This is a genomic window from Streptomyces sp. MGP-BFMKR1, assembly GCF_057766585.1.
On sequence record NZ_CM173408.1, the window covers coordinates 4,846,611 to 4,865,811 of the forward strand.

Annotated in this window: 18 protein-coding genes and 1 pseudogene; 7 read left to right on the forward strand and 12 right to left on the reverse strand. The window is 73.2% G+C overall.

The genetic code is table 11. The annotated features are described in order from the left end of the window. The first annotated feature begins 388 nt into the window (after nt 1–388). The gene (locus tag AC3CHW_RS18920; protein WP_187086963.1) at nt 389–1,159 is read left to right on the forward strand and encodes a M23 family metallopeptidase; all 771 of its coding nucleotides are present in this window, start codon (nt 389–391) and stop codon (nt 1,157–1,159) included. Between the two features lie 65 nt (nt 1,160–1,224). Here AC3CHW_RS18920 and AC3CHW_RS18925 read toward each other — a convergent pair whose 3' ends face one another. Together AC3CHW_RS18925 and AC3CHW_RS18930 are read right to left on the reverse strand one after the other, a co-directional pair. After that, a complete protein-coding gene (locus AC3CHW_RS18925; protein ID WP_488467230.1) occupies nt 1,225–1,731 on the reverse strand; it encodes a hypothetical protein in 507 nt (168 codons plus the stop codon). Nucleotides 1,732–1,800: 69 nt separating this feature from the next. Continuing rightward, on the reverse strand, nt 1,801–3,156 hold the full coding sequence (locus AC3CHW_RS18930) for a hypothetical protein (RefSeq protein WP_488467231.1): 1,356 nt from the start codon (nt 3,154–3,156) through the stop codon (nt 1,801–1,803). Nucleotides 3,157–3,472: 316 nt separating this feature from the next. On the opposite strand from AC3CHW_RS18930, the gene AC3CHW_RS18935 reads away from it, so the two are divergent. The 4 genes from AC3CHW_RS18935 (at nt 3,473) to AC3CHW_RS18950 (ending at nt 5,095) form a co-directional block, all read left to right on the forward strand. Next, nucleotides 3,473–4,291 carry a helix-turn-helix domain-containing protein gene (locus AC3CHW_RS18935; RefSeq protein ID WP_398608031.1) on the forward strand — a complete coding sequence of 273 codons (819 nt, stop codon included), beginning with the start codon at nt 3,473–3,475 and terminating at the stop codon, nt 4,289–4,291. Continuing rightward, on the forward strand, nt 4,288–4,488 hold the full coding sequence (locus AC3CHW_RS18940; protein WP_398608030.1) for a DUF397 domain-containing protein: 201 nt from the start codon (nt 4,288–4,290) through the stop codon (nt 4,486–4,488). The genes AC3CHW_RS18935 and AC3CHW_RS18940 overlap by 4 nt, the downstream gene beginning before the upstream one ends. A gap of 169 nt (nt 4,489–4,657) precedes the next feature. After that, nucleotides 4,658–4,858, forward strand: coding sequence for a DUF397 domain-containing protein (locus tag AC3CHW_RS18945; protein WP_488467232.1), 201 nt, complete (start codon nt 4,658–4,660; stop codon nt 4,856–4,858). Between the two features lie 36 nt (nt 4,859–4,894). Next, on the forward strand, nt 4,895–5,095 hold the full coding sequence (locus tag AC3CHW_RS18950; protein ID WP_398608028.1) for a DUF397 domain-containing protein: 201 nt from the start codon (nt 4,895–4,897) through the stop codon (nt 5,093–5,095). A gap of 113 nt (nt 5,096–5,208) precedes the next feature. Here the strand turns inward: AC3CHW_RS18950 and AC3CHW_RS18955 are convergent, their stop codons facing one another. The 7 genes and pseudogenes from AC3CHW_RS18955 to AC3CHW_RS18985 form a co-directional block, all read right to left on the reverse strand. Further along, nucleotides 5,209–6,087 (reverse strand): NmrA family NAD(P)-binding protein, encoded by an 879-nt coding sequence (locus AC3CHW_RS18955; RefSeq protein WP_488467233.1) that lies wholly within the window; start codon nt 6,085–6,087, stop codon nt 5,209–5,211. A gap of 255 nt (nt 6,088–6,342) precedes the next feature. Then, complete coding sequence (locus AC3CHW_RS18960) at nt 6,343–6,747, reverse strand: hypothetical protein (RefSeq protein WP_488467234.1); 405 nt, start codon at nt 6,745–6,747, stop codon at nt 6,343–6,345. A gap of 183 nt (nt 6,748–6,930) precedes the next feature. Continuing rightward, the gene (cseC, locus tag AC3CHW_RS18965) at nt 6,931–8,229 is read right to left on the reverse strand and encodes a two-component system sensor histidine kinase CseC (protein ID WP_187061863.1); all 1,299 of its coding nucleotides are present in this window, start codon (nt 8,227–8,229) and stop codon (nt 6,931–6,933) included. Nucleotide 8,230: 1 nt separating this feature from the next. Beyond that, nucleotides 8,231–8,941: a two-component system response regulator CseB gene (gene cseB / locus AC3CHW_RS18970; RefSeq protein ID WP_381166532.1), complete on the reverse strand. Its 711-nt coding sequence runs from the start codon at nt 8,939–8,941 to the stop codon at nt 8,231–8,233. An 8-nt stretch (nt 8,942–8,949) separates the two neighbouring features. Further along, complete coding sequence (locus AC3CHW_RS18975) at nt 8,950–9,624, reverse strand: hypothetical protein (RefSeq protein WP_398608025.1); 675 nt, start codon at nt 9,622–9,624, stop codon at nt 8,950–8,952. Between the two features lie 392 nt (nt 9,625–10,016). Further along, a pseudogene (locus AC3CHW_RS18980) lies at nt 10,017–10,664 on the reverse strand (SigE family RNA polymerase sigma factor); the annotation flags it as partial. A gap of 492 nt (nt 10,665–11,156) precedes the next feature. After that, the gene (locus AC3CHW_RS18985; protein ID WP_488467235.1) at nt 11,157–12,227 is read right to left on the reverse strand and encodes an HhH-GPD family protein; all 1,071 of its coding nucleotides are present in this window, start codon (nt 12,225–12,227) and stop codon (nt 11,157–11,159) included. A 293-nt stretch (nt 12,228–12,520) separates the two neighbouring features. Here AC3CHW_RS18985 and AC3CHW_RS18990 point away from each other — a divergent pair, with 293 nt between their 5' ends. After that, nucleotides 12,521–13,390: a hypothetical protein gene (locus AC3CHW_RS18990; protein WP_488467236.1), complete on the forward strand. Its 870-nt coding sequence runs from the start codon at nt 12,521–12,523 to the stop codon at nt 13,388–13,390. Between the two features lie 345 nt (nt 13,391–13,735). Continuing rightward, entirely contained in the window at nt 13,736–14,782 is a 1,047-nt protein-coding gene (locus tag AC3CHW_RS18995) for a hydroxyacid dehydrogenase (protein ID WP_488467237.1), read from the forward strand. Nucleotides 14,783–14,953: 171 nt separating this feature from the next. Here the strand turns inward: AC3CHW_RS18995 and AC3CHW_RS19000 are convergent, their stop codons facing one another. The 3 genes from AC3CHW_RS19000 to radA form a co-directional block, all read right to left on the reverse strand. Next, nucleotides 14,954–15,475 (reverse strand): hypothetical protein, encoded by a 522-nt coding sequence (locus tag AC3CHW_RS19000; RefSeq protein WP_488467238.1) that lies wholly within the window; start codon nt 15,473–15,475, stop codon nt 14,954–14,956. Between the two features lie 885 nt (nt 15,476–16,360). Next, nucleotides 16,361–17,485, reverse strand: coding sequence for a DNA integrity scanning diadenylate cyclase DisA (disA, locus tag AC3CHW_RS19005; RefSeq protein ID WP_176162463.1), 1,125 nt, complete (start codon nt 17,483–17,485; stop codon nt 16,361–16,363). Between the two features lie 102 nt (nt 17,486–17,587). After that, complete coding sequence (gene radA / locus AC3CHW_RS19010) at nt 17,588–19,015, reverse strand: DNA repair protein RadA (protein WP_187089915.1); 1,428 nt, start codon at nt 19,013–19,015, stop codon at nt 17,588–17,590. Nucleotides 19,016–19,201 lie beyond the last annotated feature (186 nt).

Genomic DNA, 19,201 nt, shown 5'->3' on the forward strand with positions numbered 1-19,201 from the left:
ACTAGGCGCGATAGCGGGCAGCGGTGGGGGCCGCTCGGGACTTTCGGCCCGTCGGGGCCGGGCCTTTCGCGAGGGCCGGGCCCGGGCCGTTCCGCCACCGGGGAGTCGGCGCGGAAAAACCCCGGGAAATGCCCGGTGTGACGGTCACGGGTGCGTTCCCGATGCCTCTCGTGGGCCCTCCGAATGGTCTTTACGGGTGATCATCCCCGGCCGGGAAGGGTCGAATTTCCCTGGCTTTCGCTACGAGATCGGATAGTAGGAACGCGAGTGGGACCCCCCTTGGCAGGATTTCGCTTCCGGGTTACCAAGGTAGGGCGATCCCGGCGAACGCAGACGATTCAAAGTCGGGATCAATTCATTTCCTGGATTTCCCCGGAGGTAGTTCCGTATGACGCAGCACACCAAGGCCACCCACGCGAACAAGTCGGTCCTGCGCACCCGCGCCGCCGTACTGGCCGTGGGGCTGGGCGGCTCGCTCGCGCTGGGGACCGGGGTGGCGCTGGCAGCGACCCCGCAGTCCGACGTGTTCGCCGTGGCTTCGGCCGGTTCGCTGGAGAAGTCGATTCAGGCGCAGGCCAAGGCACAGGCCGAGGCCGCTCAGAAGGACAAGAAGCAGGACAAGAAGCAGGACGAGAAGCACGGCAAGAAGAAGGCCGCGAAGAAGGCCGACAAGCGGGACAAGGGGCACGGCAAGGCCAAGCGCGCCGACCGCTCCAAGCGCACCCCGCTGAACGCCTCCTCCTGGATCGCTCCAGTCGGCGACGCGCCGCTGAGCGCTCCGTTCGCGGCCGGCGGTGACCGCTGGGCCCACGGCCACTCCGGCCAGGACTTCGCCGTCTCCGTCGGCACCTCGGTCAAGGCCGTGCACGGCGGCACCGTGATCAAGGCCGGCCCCAACGGCGGCGGCGACGGCCCGGCCTACGGCAACGCCATCGTGATCAAGCACAAGGGCCAGACGTACACCCAGTACGCGCACCTTTCGAAGATCAAGGTGAACGTGGGCCAGACCGTGGACCGGGGCCAGGCGATCGGCCTCTCCGGCAACACCGGTAACTCCTCCGGCCCCCACCTGCACTTCGAGGTCCGCACCGGCCCGAACTACGGCTCCGGCATCGAGCCGCTGGGCTTCCTGCGCGGCCACGGCGCGCACGTGGGCTGATCACCCGGAACGACGCGAGCGGCGGCCGGTCTCCACGGAGACCGGCCGCCGCTCGCGTGCGCGCGCTAACGCGCCGCGGGCTCCCCCGCGACGTCAGCGCCGGGGCCGGCGTCCGTGTCGTCGGCTTCGGTCTCGGTCACGATCCGTAGCGGGCCCGCGAGGCCCGCGGACAGCGCCGCGCACAGCGGCAACTGGAGCGTGAACAGCGCGATGAGCAGCGTGACGAAGGCGTAGTCCACGGCCTCGCCCGCCCCGTCGGACAGGAACCGGATCACGCTGACGACCAGCAGCACGCCCGCGTACACGACCGTGTTGCGGGTCGCGACCAGCCACCGGTGCGGCGTCGGCCGGGCCCACGCGAGCACGCCGACGAGCAGCGCGGCGAGCACCGGGAAGGCCAGCGCCCAGCCGCTGAGCCAGTCGCCGGAGAACGTCTCCCAGGAGCTTTCGCCCTCGTCGTCGGGGTAGCCGCCGGCGTAGATCAGGACGAACGACAGGAGCGCACCCACCGCCCAGGGAACGAACGTCGCCGCTATGGCGTACGCGGTTGCCTTGGCCGGGGGTGCGCTCATGGGTCGTGCCTATCGTCAGGGCGTCGGACGGACGGCTTTCCTACCGCGCGATTCCGTCAGCGACCGCCGTCAGTATCCGCCGTTGTTGCCAATCGTAGCCGCGGGGCAGGCCGGCTTGAACAGGCAGGCCGGGCTGGCCTGCTTGGACGTGTGCAGGAACTTCGTGTACGTCTTCATCGGGGACCGGGTGAATCCGCTGATGATGATCTCGTGGTCGGGCATCCGCTTGTGCCGACCGGAGATGTAGAAGTCGCCGCTGCGGCTGATCCGGGCGTTGTAGTAACCGGAAATGCTGCCGACGCCGCAATACGGGTTACCGGCCTCGGTGATACCGCGCACCTGAGCCGACTTCGAGTTCTGCGACATCACGCGGAAAGACATCTTCTTCTTGCTCGCGGTCTTCTTCGCGACGAACTTTCCATTCGTCTTGTAGACGTGCGTGGTGCCGATGTGCGCACCCCACGAGGAACCGCCGTTCCAGTACACCGTGCCGGTCAGGTCGGTGCGGTGGCTCTTGCTGTCCGCCTTGCTGAAGCCACGGTTGTCGCCCGCGTACTTGTAACCCTTGGTGTACTTGCAACCCACCGGCGCCGTGACCCACTTGCTGCGGATGAAGGTGCGGTAGCGGATGGTCGTCGAGTGGTACTTCTTGGCCTTGGCCTCCGCCGCCAGCGCGGCCCGCTCCAGGGCGGCCGGCTGCGAGTCCGTCGGCACCTGGACGTTCAGGCTCCAGGTGTGGCCGTTGAGCGGCGCCTCGCCGCTCTTGCGGAACGCGGCCCGCTCGCTGTCCGTCCACTCGCTCGCCGGCGCCTTGGCCGTGGTCGTGACGCGGTACTCGCTGGCGGCCCCCGGGCGCGCCTGGGTGTCACGCAGGCTGGTGCCGCGCGTGGTGGCGATCAGCTCACCGTCACGGAAGACCTGGTACGGGGCGGCGCCGGTCACGCCGGGCCACGACAGATCCACGAACTCGTCGTTGGCGGCCCAGGCCGCGCGCGCCGACGTGCTGTCGGTGTTGCCGGCCAGCGTCGTACCGGCCAGGGTCGGGCCGTCGCCGCCGGTGCCCTTCAGGACGGTGAAGTCGGTGGCCGTGCCCCGGATGTGGCGCAGCGCCTTCGGCGCCGTGCCGGCCTTGGTCAGGAAGCGGCCCTGGTCGGCGCTGAACCGGTAGCCCGCGCTCGGCGCGACGCCACTCTGGTCGCTGGTCCGAGCCTGGCCCGCGCCGGGCCGGTCGCCGTCGCCCACCGGGCTGGCCACCGCGCCGGCGGTGCCGCCCGTCATCAGCGCCAGCGGCAGCGCGACCGCCACCAGCGCCTTGGGCAGGGCCCGGCGCGCACGCCCGGACGCGGCGGGCTGGGTCGGCTCCGTGGAATCGGCGGAACCTGCGGGATCTGCGGAATCTGCTGAGTGCGTGCGTATGGAACGCATGTGGTGATGTCCCCCTGAACACTCGACGGCCTGGTTCCGGCCATCGCTATAACGGTCTTGACGTGCCAAAAGATGGCTCCGTCGCAGGTCACCCTATAGGTAAATGGCGTGTACAGGTCGCTTTTGTTGAACGGATTTGGCGCGTTTGCGGCAGCGCTGGGTGACGCGGGGGCGGTCGATCGGTCAGCGTTCGATCAGACGATCACCAATGGTGATCAATCCCTTACAGTCGCTCGCCGCTCTCCGTACGGTCGGTGGGCGAGCGGCCGGAGGTGAGGCCGACACGCGAACTGGCCGCGCGACGGAAGGGCTCAGCATGGAGTGTGAGGAAGGCCAATCCCAGGGCGCCGTAGGGTTCTTCGGGAGTGAGGTGCGCCACGCTCGCGAGCACGCCGGGATGACCCAGTTGCAACTCGCCACGGAGGCCGCCTACGACCGTACGTACGTGGCTCAGGTGGAAGGCGGAAGACTCCTCGGCTCCGGGCAGTTCGCCGAGACGTGTGATCGGGTGTTCAAGACCAGCGGCTACTTCGCCCGGCTGCGGGAGCGAGTCAGCCGACGCGGGCATCCGGCCTGGTTCCTTCCGTACGTCGAGATCGAGAAGACGGCGCGATCGATCGCCGATTACTCCAACGTGTTCGTCATGGGCTTGGTGCAGACTCCCCGCTATGCGGAGGCGCTGTTCCGGGCGGCTCACCCGCGGGAGACAGACGCCGAGATCGCGGCCCGGGTGGAGGCACGCCTGTCGCGGCAGGAGATCATGAAGCGGGAAGCGCCCCCACTCCTGTGGATGATCGTCCACGAGGCCGTACTGCGCGTCCCGGTGGGCAGTCGCGAGATCATGGCCGAACAGCTCACACGCCTTGCGGACGAGGCCAGTTCACCTCATGTGAACGTGCAGGTGTTGCCGAACGACGCCGGTGCTCCGGCAGTCAGTGTCTCGTTCATCCTCCTGGACCGAGACGAGCCCGAACCCAAGGTGTACAGCGAGGCGTTCGGGCAGGGGTATCTGGCCGACGACCCGGACTCCCTCCGCCACGCTGGCGCGACGTACGATCGGCTGCGGGCCTTGGCCCTCTCGCCAGAGCGCTCGGTCCAGCTCATCCGTCGCATCGCTGAGGAGTTCTCGTCATGAGGGAACAGGTTTGGGTGAAGTCGTCCTACAGCGGCGGCGAAGGCGGCAACTGCATCGAGTGGGCCCCTGGCCACGCCGCCACCGGCGCCGTCCCGGTCCGTGACAGCAAGGACCCGCACGGCCCCGCGCTGCACTTCGACGTGTCGGCCTGGTCCGCCTTCGTCGCGGGCGTCAAGGCCGGCGACTTCGGCGCCTGATCCCACCGCCACGACAGGCCCCCGCCAGCGCGCGCCCAGCGCGTCGGCGGGGGTTTTCGTCATGGGAGCTGGCAACGATCCCCTTGCGTCCTACGATCGGTAGCGCCTCGCCCCGCAAGGTCGAGTGCTCGATCGTCCATCGAACCGCCACCGCTGAGGAGTTCTCGTCATGACGGAGCAGGTTTGGGTGAAGTCGTCCTACAGCGGCGGCCAAGGCGAGTGCGTTGAGTGGGCCCCCGGCCGCGTCGCCGCCACCGGCGCCGTCCCGGTCCGTGACAGCAAGGACCCGCACGGCCCCGCGCTGCACTTCGACGTGTCGGCCTGGTCCGCCTTCGTCGCAGGCGTCAAGGTTGGCGACTTCGGCGTCTGACCATCATCGAATCGCTACCGCTGAGGAGTTCTCGTCATGACGGAGCAGGTTTGGGTGAAGTCGTCCTACAGCGGCGGCCAAGGCAACTGTGTCGAGTGGGCGCCCAGCCGTGTTGTGGCCACCGGCGCCGTCCCCGTCCGTGACAGCAAGGACCCGCACGGCCCCGCGCTGCGTTTCGACGTGTCGGCCTGGTCCGCCTTCGTCGCGGGCGTCAAGGCCGGCGACTTCGGCGCCTGAGTCCATCGCCACGACAGGCCCCCGCCAGCGCGCGCCCAGCGCGTCGGCGGGGGTTTTCGTCGTTCGTACGGCCGCGGCTCCCGGCGCACACGGGGCCGGGGCGTCCCGTCGGCTCAGGCGCCGGGCAGGAGGTGCCGCAGGCTGTTCGGGTGCTCGCGCAGGTAGTCGGCCAGGGAGCGGGCGGGGCTGCCGGTGAGCCGGGGGACGACGTCGGAGACGGCGCTCATCTCGTTGCTGGCGATCGCCTCGTACGAGCTGACCCAGCCCGCGAGTTCCCAGGCCGCGGCGTTGTAGCCGGCCCGGGACGCGTACGCCTCCTCCTGCGTCTCGGCGACGTAGCGCACCTCGCGTCCGGTCGCGCGGCTCAGTTCGTCGGCGACCTCGGCGAGGGTGAGCGCGGCCGGGCCCGTCACGTCGTAGGTGACGCCGTCGTGCCTGCCGTCGGTGGCGGTCAGCACGGCGGCGGCGACGCTGGCCACGTCCTCGTGGGCCACGGCCGCGACCCGGCCGCTGCCGGCCGGTCCGCGGATCACGCCGTCGGCACCGGTCATCGCGGGGAACGCGGCGAGGTAGAAGCTGTCGCGCAGGAACGTGAACGGCACGCCCAGGCCACGGATGTGGCGCTCGGTGTGCCAGTGGTCGCGGGCGAAGGTGAACGTGGCGTCGGGCGCGGCGCCCTGGAACGACACGTACACGATCCGCTCCACGCCCGCCGCCACCGCCGCGTCCACGGCGGTGATGTGCTCGCGCACCCGGTCGGCGCTCTCCCGGGCCGACACCAGGAACAGCGTGTCCGCGCCGTCGACGGCGGCCCGCATCGCCTCCGCGTCCCCGTACTCGGCGGGCGGCGCGGCGACCGCTCCCGGCAGCTCGGGCAGCTTGGACGGGTCGCGGCCGAGCAGGCGCTGCTCGACACCGGCGTCGGCGAGCCGGCGGGCGACCAGGCCGCCGATGCGGCCGGTCGCTCCACTGACGGCGATCACTGGGGGCATGGCGTGAGTGTCCTCTCCTCGCGTGCGGGGAGTGCCAGTGTGCGCACGCCGGGCCGCCGAGCGGTACGCGACGCGGGCGAAGGGCCCCACCTGTCACACCTGCCACCCGGGGGTGGCGCCCCTACCCGGCCCCGGGGTAGCTCGCCGCGGGTCCGCGTGGTCCGCACGCGCGGCGGTCGCGTGGCCGCCGGTCGGCCGGGTGCGGGCGGCGGCACGGTCCGAGCGCGCCACCCCCACCCGGGGCGGGAGCCCAGGTCAGCAGTGCTTCGTCGCGCCGCCGTCGTCGAGATAGGCGGCGGTGAACCAGCCGGCCTTGTCCGTGTTGTCGATTCGCGCCCAGGTCCAGCGGTTCTTGCCGTCCACGACGGTGCCGGTGGTGTAGCAGTGGTACCAGAGCTTGGTGCCCCGGTTGACCGAGCCCCAGTTCGTGCAGGATCGGTACGGGCCGGAGCGGCGTGCCGTCTTGGCCGTGGTCTTGCCGCTGCCGGTGTCGTAGTTGTGGTGCGCGGTCGCACAGGCGAACGACGCCCCGGGGGACGTCGGCACCGGCAGGGTCGGGGCGGGAGTGGTCGGGGCGGGCGCGGCCTGTGCCGCCGGCACGGCCAGCGGGGTGGCCAGGAGCGCCCCCGAGAGGGCGACGGCGCGAAGGGCGGAACTCATGCGCATGGTGTGCGACATCCTTCCGAACTGAGCCTGTGCCGGGCGGACTCGCCCGGCACGGCCCACCGTCGCAGCGGGGCGGCGCGCTGTACTTGGCCGTGCGCGCCGAATCCGTTGGCTTTGCGCGCACCGGCCCCGGCGCGTACCCGTTCCGGCCCGGCCGGCGGGCGCCCCGGCCGCCGCTCAGTCCGGTACGTGGATGATCGGGAAGCTGCCCGTGTTGGTCGGCGCGGAGTCCGGTAGCCACAGCACCGCGACCGCGCCCTCCGCGCCCTCCGCGGTCGGCTCCGCGTTGCGGAAGGTGAGCCGGGCGCCGAGGACCCGGGCCTGGCCCTGGGCGATGGTCAGGCCGAGGCCGTGGCCCTTGCCGGCGCGGTCGCTGGCGCCGGTGCGGAAGCGGCTCGGGCCCTCCTTGAGCAGTTCCTCGGGGAAGCCGGTCCCGTGGTCGCGGACTCGGATCATCCGGCCCTCGACGGTGACCTCGAACGGCGGTTTGCCGTGCTTGGCCGCGTTCGCCAGCAGGTTGCCGATGATCCGCTCCAGCCGGCGCGGGTCGGTGGTCACGTACGCGTCCCGTACGACCGAGATCCGCGCCTCCGGCGCCACCATCCGTACCCGGCGCGCGACGAACTCGCCGAGCGCGATGTCCTCCAGCTCCGCGCGCTCCGCGAAGCCGTCCAACCTGGCCACCTCCAACACGTCCTCGACCAGCGTCCGCATCGCCTGGGCGCGGTCGCGTACGAGTTCGGTCGGGCGGCCCGGCGGCAGTAGTTCGGCGGCGGTGAGCAGACCGGTGACGGGGGTGCGCAGCTCGTGCGCGATGTCGGCGGTGACCCGGCGCTCGGCCTCAAGGCGCTGCCGCAGCGCGTCGGCCATGCTGTCGATCGCGCCGGCCAGCTCGTCGGTCTCGTCCCGTACCCGGCCGCCGATCTGGTCCCGTACCCGGATGTCGCCGTCGCCCTCGGCGACCTTGCGGGCCGCCGCCGCGGCCTTGCGCAGCCGGCGTGAGAGCTGGTCGCCGATGAGGACGCCGAGCGCGACGCCGCCGAGCACGACGGCGAGCGAGCCGACCACCAGGACCCGGTCCAACTCGTCCAGGACGGCGAAGCGGTCCTGGAACTGGCCGTGCACCGACAGCACCCGGCCGTTGCTGACCGGCACCGAGGCCCACACCTCGGGCGCGCCGGAACCGTTGTCCTGGAGGTAGGTGGCCCGCAGGCCGCGCGCCGCCTCCTCCTTGAGCTGCTCGGGCAGGTCGGGGTCGTCGATCTTGGCCTGGAACAGCAGCCGGCGGGTGGACTCGTAGAACCGCTGCGCGGCCTGGACGCGGTCGTCCATCACGTCGCGGCTGTTGTCGAGCATGGACGCGCGGGCCGCGTTGTGGACGACGAGGCTGAGCGAGGTGGCGATCAGGGCGCCGACACAGGCGATGGCCAGGCTGACCTTCCAGCGCAACCCGGTACGGAACGCGAGCCTCGCCACGTCAGCCCTTGAGCTTGTAGCCGAAGCCGCGGACCGTCTCGATCCGGTCCTGGCCGATCTTGCCGCGCAGCCGCTGCACGTGGACGTCCACGACCCGGGTGTCGCCACCCCAGCCGTAGTCCCACACGCGCTCAAGCAACCGGTCGCGGGAGAGGACGGTGCCCGGGGCCGCCGAGAACTCCAGGAGCAGCCGCATCTCGGTCGGCGTCAGCGCCACCGGCGTGCCGGCCTTGCGGACCTCCATACCCTCCGGGTTCACCTCCAGGTCGCCGAAGCGCAGCGGCCCCTCGACGGGCGCCGCGTCGGAGGGCGGCGCGCCGTTCGCGCCGCCGGGCCCGCTGGCGTGGCCGAAGCGGCGCAGCACGGCCCGGATGCGGGCGACGAGGACGGCGCCGTCGAACGGCTTGGTCACGTAGTCGTCGGCGCCGGCCTCCAGGCCGAGCACCACGTCGATGCTGTCGGCACGCGCCGACAACATGATCACCGGGACGGTGGACTCATCGCGTATCCGCCGGCACAGACTCACCCCGTCCAGGCCCGGCACCATCACGTCGAGCAGGGCGATGTCCGGCCGGTTGGCCCGGAACCGCTCCAGGCCCGTCAGCCCGTCGGGCGCCGCCGTCACGACGAAGCCGTCCCGCTCCAGCGCGAGCTGGGTGGCCTCGCGGATCACGTCGTCGTCCTCGACGAAGAGCACATGTGTTTCCGCCACGGTCGCCGTCAGCCTTCCGTTCCGTCGTCACTGGGCAACTCGTCGTCGTCCGCGTCGTCGTCTTCCACGGTCTTGTTGAAGTCCGTGTGCGTGCGCCCGGTCTCGATGAACCGTTCGTCGGACCAGCGGTAGTGGATGACATCCTCGCCCGATGGGCAGCACAGCGCATCACCGGAGTCGTAGACCTGCTGGGTGACGCGCAGTTCGCTCTTCTCGATGTCGATATAGACCGGCGCCTGCTCGGCCAGGAAGACGTTCTCGTAGTCCTGGCCGCTCTTGCGGTACACGTACGAGCCGATGCCAAAGCCGTCGCCGCAGGTCATGACGTTGACCACGACATCGGTCGTGGAGGCGCCGGTCAGCTTGCCGTAGCTGACGTCGACCGGGTACTCGTTCTTGACGCAGGGCTTGAGGTTCCGCTTCAGGTCGGCGTTCACTTTCGGATCGCTCTTGACCAGCGCGACGGCGTCCACCTTGACCGGGGACGCCTCCATCGACGGCACCGCGGACGGCTTCGACTCGCGCGTCACCGTGTCCCGCTGCGCCTGACCTTCCTTGCGCACGCCATCGCTGGCGGAGTTGCACCCTGCCAACACCAGGCCGACGGTCGCGGCGAGCGCCGCGACCGCACCCCCGGTGAACAGGGCTGTTCTGCTGGGAGCCGCCTTGCTCAGGCCGCGCACCTGGCCTGCCCCCGATCGTGGCGCTCGCGGCGGTCCTTGTGGCCGTGCCCGGGGGCGGCACTGACCGCGCCGACGGGGCCCACGGCACTGACCGGGCTGACGGTGCCGGTGGGGTGCACGGCGCCGACGGGGCCCATGGGGCGCTCGACGCGGGCGGCGGCCCGCTCCGGGGCACGGCCCGGGCGCTCACCCAGCGGCTGCCGCTGACGCACCACGCCACCGAGCGGGACGGCGTGGGTCGCCGGGCGGGCCACGGCGGGCGCCGGGGCGGCGACCGCGGGACGGCGGGCGCCGGCCTGGGGGAGGGCCGGCGCGCCGGTCTGGGGGCGGGCGGCGGACCGCGTACGGGTGGCCGCGGGCTGCGTACGGGCGGCGGCGGCCTGCGTGCGGGCGGCGGCGGGGCGGGCGACGCCGGGGCCGCCGTTCACCCGGGCGTCCGCGCCGGCTCGCGGGCCGCGGGCCGCGGGGACGGTGGTGGCTGCGCTGGCTGCGCTGGCCGGCTCGCTCGTGCCCCGCCGCTCGGCGCGCTCCAGCGCGACGGCGTCCAGGTCACGGCTCTCCAACTCCTGGCGCAGCCGTGCCAGAGCACGGTGCAACGTGCTCTTGACGGTGCCGGTCGACATGCCCAGCGCCTCCGCGGTCTCCTCGGTGCTCATCTGCTCCCAGTGTCGCAGGACGACGACGCTGCGCTGCTTCGGCGCCAGGCAGGACAGGATGTCCATCAGCAAAGCCCGGTCCGCGTGCTGCTCGGTCCCGTCCTCGACTCGCGCGTCCGGCAACTCGTCGGTGGGCACCTCGTCCAGCTTGCGGGCCCGCCACCACTCCGTACGCGTGTTGATCATGACACGGCGCAGGTAGGCGTCGGCGAGCGACTTGTCGGCGATCCCGTCCCAGCGGCCGAGGGTGCGCACCAGCGCGGTCTGGAGGAGGTCCTGGGCCTCGATCGGGTCCGGGACCAGCCGACGGGCGCTGCGCAGCAGGGCGTCCTGCCGGTTGCGAACGTAGTCCTCGAAGTCCAGTACCTCGCCGCTGCTGGCCATAGCGCAGCCTCCATTCCCCGGTGTTCCCCACGTCACGCCACTGGTCATGTGGCCTGTTACCGAGGAACCTACGGAGGCGCTGTTGCGGCATTCCGTACGCCAGCACCGCCGTCCGTGCACAGCTACCCATAGGTTGTGTAACAACGGCCGCGAAGCGCCCCACAGCTCACGGAACGCTCCCGCCGCCCTACGCAGCGCCGCCCCGGGCTACCCGCCCCGGGCGGGGCGGGGGCGGGCGGGGCTGTGGCAGATGGTGCCGGGGCGGGTGGCGCCGGGGCGGGCTGTGGTGTGGCGGGTTGCGCCACGGGGGGCGGGTGCGGCGGCCGGTTGTGGCGGGCTGCGGTGGCGGTCGGCCGGCGGGCGTGGCCGGCGGGCCGGCCGGCGGGCGCGGCGCGGGTGAGGGGCGTGGGCCCGGTGGGTGGGTGCGGGGCTGTGGGCGAGGGGGCGTGGGCCCAGTAGGGGAAGGGGACGCGGGCCCGGTCGGCCGTGGGCTCAGGTCTGGGGGAGTCGGTAGACGCCGCCGGCGAGCGGCTCGACGAGACCGTCGGCCACCAACCCGTCCAGCGCCCTGGCCCGCTGCACCGGCTCGTGCCACACCCGGTCCAGCTCCGCCTGCGGCACGGGCGAGGTCGCCTCCCGCAACACCGCGAGCAGCTTGCCGCGCACCTGCCGGTCGGTGCCGGCGTACGTCTGGCCGCGGCGCGGCGGCCCCTCGTACGCCGGCGATCCCGCCAGCTTCCAGGCGCACCGCTCGGCGATCGGGCACCGGCCGCACTCGGGCGAGCGCGCGGTGCACACCAGCGCGCCCAGCTCCATCGTCGCCGCGGCCCAGCGCGCGGCGGTGGCCTGGTCGGCGGGGAGCAGCGAGCGCGCGAGCCTGCGTTCGGCGGCGGTGGTCGCGTTCGGCGGGTACTCCTTGCCGGTGACGGCCCGCGCGAAGACCCGGCGCACGTTCGTGTCGAGCACCGGATGGCGCTGCCCGTACGCGAAGGAGGCCACGGCCGCCGCGGTGTACTCGCCGACCCCGGGCAGCGCGAGGAGCTGCGCGTGCTCGCGCGGTACGTCGCCCAGGTGCCGCTCCCTTATCGCCGACGCGGCGGCGTGCAGCCGCAGCGCGCGGCGCGGGTAGCCGAGCCGGCCCCAGGCGCGCACCGCCTCGCCGGGCGGCTCGGCGGCCAGGTCGGCGGGGCGCGGCCAGCGGGCCAGCCACTGCTCGTAGACCGGCAGCACACGGTTCACCGGCGTCTGCTGGAGCATGAACTCGCTGACCATCACCCCCCACGGCCCGGCCTCGGGCCGCCGCCAGGGCAGGTCGCGGGCGTGCGTCTCGAACCAGGCGTTGACGGCGGTGTGCAGGGCGGCGGCCGAGGCGGGCGCGTCGGCCGGAGCCACGGCGGGCGTCGCCGCGGCGTGGGCGGTGGCCTGCGGCTCGGCGGCGCGGGCGGCGGCTGCCGGCCGCGGCGGGTGCGCGGGCTGCGGCGTCTGGGGGGCGTGCTCGGCGGACTCGGGGGCGCACTCGGCGGGCTGCGAGGCTTCGACGGATGGCGCGGGCGTGGCAGTCATAGCACCAACGATCCTGGCACGCCCCCGGCTCGCGACGAAACGGCCCGCGCCGGGCGGCCGGGTGAGCCGCGAGGGCCGTACGGGCCACCCGCGCCGGCCCGGGGCACGTCGTACGGAACCTGTACGGAACCCGTACGGAAGCCGTCGGGCGGTCGGCGTCACGGATCGCGAGGGGCCCGGTGCGCGAAAAAGTGCGCCCGGAAAGCCGTCTCCGGGCAGATGATGAGAAAAGTCGGCCCGGAATGCGGCGGGTACTGGCGGGTCTCCTAACGGATCTCTCGTAGAGTTTCCGCGTGGGATCTCTGCGCAATCCGATCGGTCCGCTCCCTTCCTCCATCTACTGGCGGCGGAGGGCAGTTGCGCTGTCCCTGGTCGCGTTGCTCGTCCTCCTCGTCATCTGGGCCGTGGGCCTGGGTGGCGACGACGGCGGTGGCAAGGACGACGCCAAGGGCGCCAACGGCGGTAACACGGCCAGCACCATCACGCCGGGGCCGTCCTCGTCCGGGCCCGTCAACGAACAACGGCCGGGCGGACGCGACGAGTCGGACGACGAGAAGGAAACCGGCGGCACCGGTGACTCCGGCGGCACCGGCGACAGTGGTGGCTCCGGTGGTACGGGCGGCAGCGGCGGCACGGGCGGCTCCGGCGGCAACGCCGGCGGCTCGGGTGGCACGGGCGGTTCGGGCGGCAGCGGCACCACCGGCGCGGCCGGCGGCCTCGGCGTCGGCAACGGCGCCCTGGAACCGTCCGACTCGACGCTGGCCGACTGCGAGGCAGGCACGGTGGAGTTGACGCTGCGCAGCCTCAAGAACTCCTACGAGCCCGGCGACAAGCCGAAGTTCGAGCTGGCCGTGAAGAACCGCGGCGACGGCGCCTGCAAGGTGGACCTCGGCCGTGCGTCGGCCTCGCTCACCATCACGGACGCGGCGGACGACCACATCTGGGCCTCGGACGACTGCCCGCGCGGCAGCGCCGTCTCGCTGGTGCGGGTGCCGGGCGACGACGCGATCAAGCGCACCGTGGAGTGGGACCGCAAGACCACGCAGAAGAACTGCGCGACCCCCTCCGGCGTCCAGTCCGCGCCGGCCGGCACCTACCTGGTCGAGGCCAAGGTGGACGGCCTCGGCACGGCCCGCGTCTCGTTCGTCCTGGCCAAGGACTGACGGGGGGCTTCCCCCCCGCCCCCGCCCCTCCCCACCCCTCCGCCCCGCCCGCCGGGCGCACCACGCGCCCGGCGCGCCGCCCCGCTCGGTAGGCCGGCTCGCTCGGTGAGCCGACCCGCCCCCCGTGGCCGCCACCCGGCCCGGGTGCCGCGCCCCCGGCCAGGGCCACGCCTACGTCCGGCGGCACCCCCGTTCGACCGGCGGCCCGCCGCCTGGCGCTCGCCCTCGGCCGGCGCCGGGCCGGACGGTCGGCGTCGCGCGGGCCGGCCGGCGGTGGCGACCCGTACGATCTGGCGGCGCCGGCCCCGCCGACCGGCCCGCGCGAGAGCAGGAGACCGGAGCCCCATGCAGACCGCCCACGCGTCCACCGGGCGCCCCGCCGACACCGTACGACCGCGCGCCGCGCTCGCGATGGCGCCCGAGGCGGCCGACGGCGTGCTTGACGCCACGGCGCTGGCCGCCCTCGCCGAACTCACCGACCTGGTCCCGCCGCCCGCCCTGGCCGACTTCACCACCGAACGGGCCCGCCGGGTGCTGGCCGACACCGAGTTGCTCATCACCGGCTGGGGGTGCCCGCCCATCGACGAGCGGGTACTCGCCGCCGCGCCCCGCCTGCGGGCCATCGTGCACACCGCCGGCTCGGTACGCGGCCACGTCGGCGCCGCCTGCTGGCGGCGCGGTATCGAGGTCTCGTCCGCCGCGCGGGCCAACGCACTCCCGGTGGCCGAGTACACGCTCGCCATGATCCTGCTCGCCAACAAGGGCGTCCTGGAGTCGGCCCGCGCCTACCGCGCCGCCCGCGCCCGCGAGCACTGGCAGTACGCGGGCCCCGAACAGGGCAACTACCAGCGCACCGTCGGTATCCTCAGCGCCTCCCTCACCGGCCGCCGCGTCATCGAACTCCTCCGTCCGCACGATCTGCACGTCCTCCTCTACGACCCGTACGTGAGCGCCGAACAGGCCGCCGCCCTCGGCGCCCGCGCCGTCGACCTCCCCGAACTCTTCGCTGTCAGCGACGTGGTGAGCGTGCACACGCCGCTGCTGCCCGAGACACGCGGCCTGGTCAGCCGCGAACTCCTCGCCGCGCTCCGCCCGGACGCGACCCTGATCAACACGGCGCGCGGCGCGGTGGTGGACCAGCAGGCGCTGACCGAGGCGTTGCTCGCGGGCCGCGTCAGAGCCGTGCTCGACGTCACCGAACCCGACCAACTCCCGCCCGACCACCCCCTGTGGACCTGTGAGAACGCCTTGCTCACCCCGCACATCGCCGGCTCCCAGGGCACGGAGCTGCGCCGGCTCGCGGCGGTGGCGGTCGACGAGGTGCGGCGCTGGGCGCGCGGCGAGGGCTTCGCCCACGCGGTGCCGCCCGAGCGGGCGGCGTACCTGGCATAGGCCCGCCGGCCCACCGCCCCGCCGGCCCACCGCCCCGCCGGCCCGCCACCCCGCCGGCCCGCCACCCCGCCGACCCGCCACCCCGCCGACCCGCCGGCCCATCAGCCCACCACCCCGCCCGGCGACCCGCCAACCCGCCCGGCGACGGCCGCGGCGGAGCCGCGACGCGTGCTACGCCACCCGGTCGCGCGGTTCGGCGGCCCGCAGCCGTTGGGCGTACGACCAGGTCACCGCGGTCATCAGGACGGGTATCGCGAACAGTGGGGCGGAGGCCACGGCCCAGACGGCCTCGGCCGTCTCGCTGGTCATCAGCGTCTGGCTCTGCACGGTGCAGGCGACCACGAGCTGGGATATCGCCCCCAGCACCAGGGCCGCCGACGCGCTCCAGGCCAGCGCGGCGAGCGCCCGCGGGTGCCGGACCCGCCGCCGCTCGCTGACCAGCAACAGTGGGAGGAGGGCCGCCGCCTCGATGAGCAGGGACAGGCCGAGGACGTAGGCGATACCCCAGCCCGGGATGGCGAACTCCTCGCGCAGCACCCGGTCGCTGTAGCCGACGTAGACCCCGAACGCCATGGCGACGCGCCACAGCCCGGAGGGGACGGCGCACAACGCGATGGCGTGCGCGCAGCGCCGGGCCCACCGGGGCGCTGGAGCCAGCACCGAGGCGGGAGCGGGGACGGTCGCGATCGACATGGCCCCATCCTGACCGCGAACGAGGCCGCCGCACATCGGCCCTGACGGTGATTCGAGGTCAGCCGACGGGGGGACGGCCGGGCCCTCCGATGGCACCCGAGCCGTACGAGCGTCGTACCCCGGTGCTACGCGCAACCCTGAGCCGCCGCCCGCCACCAGCGGACATTCCGCCCTCGGGACGACGAGCCCCCCGGGCGAGGAGGCCACCCCGTTCCTCGCAGCGACGCTCGTCGCCCCGGCGTTCCGAGGCTGGGGGAGGGGGCCATGTCGCCGGAACTGAACCTCTCGCACCCGGAAGGGGAGAGGGCCCGCCGCTCAGGGGCCCTTGGTCTCGCCCGAGGACAGGGAGGGCCCACCACTACTCAGTGCCCTACGTTTCGCCGCGACGGCGACCAGCCCCAGCCACACCACAACAGGGCCCGGCGACACCACCGACGGCAGCGAGCACCGAGCCCCACGCATCCCGAGCCCCCACGAACCCTGAATCCCCACGAACCCCGAGCCCCCACGATCCCCAAGCCCCCACGCAGCCCGAGACGCCCCGGGGCCAGCGGGCAACCGCCGCCAGCACAACACCCCGAAGCCCCCACAGAGGGACAAGCGCCCCCCGCCAGGAGAGAGCCACCAACGCCCCACCACCAGAAGACCAACACCCGGGCACCCCGCCACGAACCCCCACCAGAGCCCACAGAGGAACCCCGCCACGGACCCCCACCAGAGCCCACAGGGGGGAACCCCACCACAGACCCTCGCCAAAGCCCACAGGGGAACCCCCCACAGAACCCCGCCAGGGCCCACAGAGGAACCCCGCCAAAGGCCCCCGAGGGCAGCCCGAAGACGACAGGTCAGGCCACTAACCCAGCGCGCGAGCGGCCCAGCGGCGAGCTACACGTACCGTTCCAGGATCGAGGACTCCGCCAGGCGGGAGAGGCCCTCGCGGACCGAGCGGGCGCGGGCCTCGCCGACGCCGTCGACCATCTGGAGGTCGTCCACGCTGGCGGCCAGCAGCTTCTGGAGGCCGCCGAAGTGCTCCACCAGGCGCTCGATGATGGCGCCGGGCAGCCGGGGCACCTTGGCCAGCAGGCGGTAACCGCGCGGGGAGACCGCGGAGTCGAGTGTCTCGGGGGAGCCGCTGTAGCCCAACGCGCGGGCGACGATGGGCAGTTCGAGGAGTTCGGGGTGGGTGAGCGCGTCGAGTTCGGCGAGCGCGTCGGCGACCGTGCGGGAGCGCTTGGCCGTCGGTTCCGGTACGTAGTCCCGGACGACCAGCTCGCGCTCCGGCTCGACGCCGGCGATCAGCTCGTCCAACTGGAGGGAGAGCAACCGTCCGTCGGTGCCCAGCTCCACCACGTACTCGGCGATCTCGGTGGCGATCCGGCGGACCATCTCCAGGCGTTGGGCGACGGCCGTGACGTCGCGGACCGTCACCAGGTCCTCGATCTCCAGCGCCGAGAGCGTGCCCGCGACCTCGTCGAGGCGGAGCTTGTACCGCTCCAGGGTGGCCAGCGCCTGGTTGGCCCGGGACAGGATCGCGGCCGAGTCCTCCAGGACCCGGCGCTGGCCGTCCACGTACAGCGCGATCAGCCGCATCGACTGGCTGACCGAGACCACGGGGAAGCCCGCCTGGATGGAGACCCGCTGTGCCGTGCGGTGCCGGGTGCCGGTCTCCTCGGTCGGGATCGACGCGTCGGGCACGAGCTGCACGCCCGCCCGCACGATCTTGGTGATGTCCTTGTCGAGGATCAGCGCGCCGTCCAACTTGCACAGCTCGCGCAGTCGGGTCGCGGAGAACTCGACGTCGAGGACGAAGCCGCCGGTGCACATCGACTCGACGGTCTTGTCCATGCCCAGCACGATCAGTCCGCCCGTGTTGCCGCGGAGGATGCGCTCCAGGCCGTCTCGCAGCGCCGTGCCCGGCGCGACCGCGCTGAGGGAGGCGCGCATCAGACGATCGGAACCGGAGCTTCCCCCGGCCCTGCCGGGAGCTGTCGCCCGGTCGTTGGCTGCCACTGCACTCCTCCGTCGCCAGATCTGGTCGGTGCCGCAGGCCGCCCTGCCAGATGTACGTAGAGGTGAGTACGTACGGGCGTGCGGGCGAGACCAGGGCAAAGTCTACCGGCGCTCGGGCGACTCGCGGGGGGCCTGGGGCGCCTCGCGGCGCGGTCGCTTCGGCAGAACGCGCAGCGCCTCGCCTATGTCGGCCACTTCGAGCACGCGCATACCGGGCGGAATCTTCCCCGCGTCGCCCGGCACCAGCGCGTGCGTGAAGCCCAGCCTGGCCGCCTCGGAGAGCCTTCGCTGCACCCCCGTCACCCGCCTGACCTCGCCCGCGAGGCCCACCTCGCCGACGGCCACCAGGTTCTTCGGCAGCGGCGTATCGCTGGCGGCGCTGGCCAGCGCGAGCGCGATGGCCAGGTCGGCGGCGGGCTCGGTGAGTCGCACGCCGCCCACGGTGGCGCTGTAGATGTCGCGCTTGCCGAGCGCGCTGATCCGGCCGCGCTGCTCCAACACCGCCAGCATCATGGACACGCGCGAGGTCTCCAGGCCGGACGTGGTGCGCCGGGGCGAGGGGATCTGGGTGTCCACGGTGAGCGCCTGCACCTCGGCCACCAGCGGGCGGCGGCCCTCCAGGGTGACGGTCAGACAGGTGCCGGGCACGGGCTCGGCGCGGCGGGTGAGGAAGAGGCCCGACGGGTCGGCCAGGCCCGTGATGCCCTCGTCGTGCAGTTCGAAGCAGCCGACCTCGTCCGTCGCCCCGTACCGGTTCTTGATGCCGCGTACCAGGCGCAGCCGCGCGTGTCGGTCGCCCTCGAAGCTGAGCACCACGTCCACCAGGTGCTCCAGCAGCCGGGGGCCCGCGATGCCGCCGTCCTTGGTGACGTGGCCGACCAGCACCGTGGCCATGCCGCGCTCCTTGGACGCGCGGATCAGCGCGCCCGCGACCTCGCGCACCTGCGCCATGCCGCCGGGCGCGCCGTCGATCTCGGGCGAGGCCACGGTCTGCACCGAGTCCAGGACCAGCAGCGAGGGCTTGACCGTGTCGAGGTGGCCGAGGACGGCGGACAGGTCGGTCTCGGCGGCCAGGAACAGGTGCTCGGAGAGCGCGCCGATCCGGTCGGCCCGCAGTCTGACCTGGCTCGCGGACTCCTCGCCGGTGATGTAGAGCGTGCGGTGGGTTTCGGAGGCGGCCTTGGCGGCCACGTCGAGCAGCAGCGTGGACTTGCCGACGCCGGGTTCGCCGGCGAGCAGCACGACCGCGCCGGGCACCAGGCCGCCGCCGAGCACCCGGTCCAGCTCGTCGACGCCGGTGCCGCGCGCCGTCGCCTGCCGGCCGTCCACCTGGCCGATGGGCAGCGCGGCGGTGGTGACCCGGCCGGCTGCCGTCGTGCGCACCGCGGGGGCCGCGCCGAACTCCTCGACCGTCCCCCACGCCTGGCACTCGGGGCAGCGGCCGAGCCACTTGACCGTGGTCCAGCCGCACTCGCTACAGCGGTAGGAGGGGCGGTCCTTGGCGGGCGTGCGCGTACTACGGGTGGCCATGCGCATCACCGTAACGGTGCGGTCTGACACTCCCCGGCCCGGAGGGGGCCGACGCGGGGGCGCGAGCCGGCGGCGGGATGGTCAGGACGGGGGGCGAGACCGACGTGGGGGCGGGTGGGGAACGGGTGTGCGAGGCGTCCGGGGGCTCGCCCGCCGGTTCCGGTCGGGCGGCGACGGCGTGCGACC

Coding starts and splice junctions, on each gene's coding strand:
- AC3CHW_RS18955 (WP_488467233.1), bottom strand. CDS start 6,087: ATGCCCCCAGTGATCGCCGTCAGTGGAGCGACCGGCCGCATCGGCGGC.
- AC3CHW_RS18945 (WP_488467232.1), top strand. CDS start 4,658: ATGACGGAGCAGGTTTGGGTGAAGTCGTCCTACAGCGGCGGCCAAGGC.
- AC3CHW_RS18925 (WP_488467230.1), bottom strand. CDS start 1,731: ATGAGCGCACCCCCGGCCAAGGCAACCGCGTACGCCATAGCGGCGACG.
- AC3CHW_RS18995 (WP_488467237.1), top strand. CDS start 13,736: ATGCAGACCGCCCACGCGTCCACCGGGCGCCCCGCCGACACCGTACGA.
- AC3CHW_RS18960 (WP_488467234.1), bottom strand. CDS start 6,747: ATGAGTTCCGCCCTTCGCGCCGTCGCCCTCTCGGGGGCGCTCCTGGCC.
- AC3CHW_RS18930 (WP_488467231.1), bottom strand. CDS start 3,156: ATGCGTTCCATACGCACGCACTCAGCAGATTCCGCAGATCCCGCAGGT.
- AC3CHW_RS18985 (WP_488467235.1), bottom strand. CDS start 12,227: ATGACTGCCACGCCCGCGCCATCCGTCGAAGCCTCGCAGCCCGCCGAG.
- AC3CHW_RS18950 (WP_398608028.1), top strand. CDS start 4,895: ATGACGGAGCAGGTTTGGGTGAAGTCGTCCTACAGCGGCGGCCAAGGC.
- AC3CHW_RS19000 (WP_488467238.1), bottom strand. CDS start 15,475: ATGTCGATCGCGACCGTCCCCGCTCCCGCCTCGGTGCTGGCTCCAGCG.
- AC3CHW_RS18920 (WP_187086963.1), top strand. CDS start 389: ATGACGCAGCACACCAAGGCCACCCACGCGAACAAGTCGGTCCTGCGC.
- AC3CHW_RS18935 (WP_398608031.1), top strand. CDS start 3,473: ATGGAGTGTGAGGAAGGCCAATCCCAGGGCGCCGTAGGGTTCTTCGGG.
- radA (WP_187089915.1), bottom strand. CDS start 19,015: ATGGCCACCCGTAGTACGCGCACGCCCGCCAAGGACCGCCCCTCCTAC.
- AC3CHW_RS18940 (WP_398608030.1), top strand. CDS start 4,288: ATGAGGGAACAGGTTTGGGTGAAGTCGTCCTACAGCGGCGGCGAAGGC.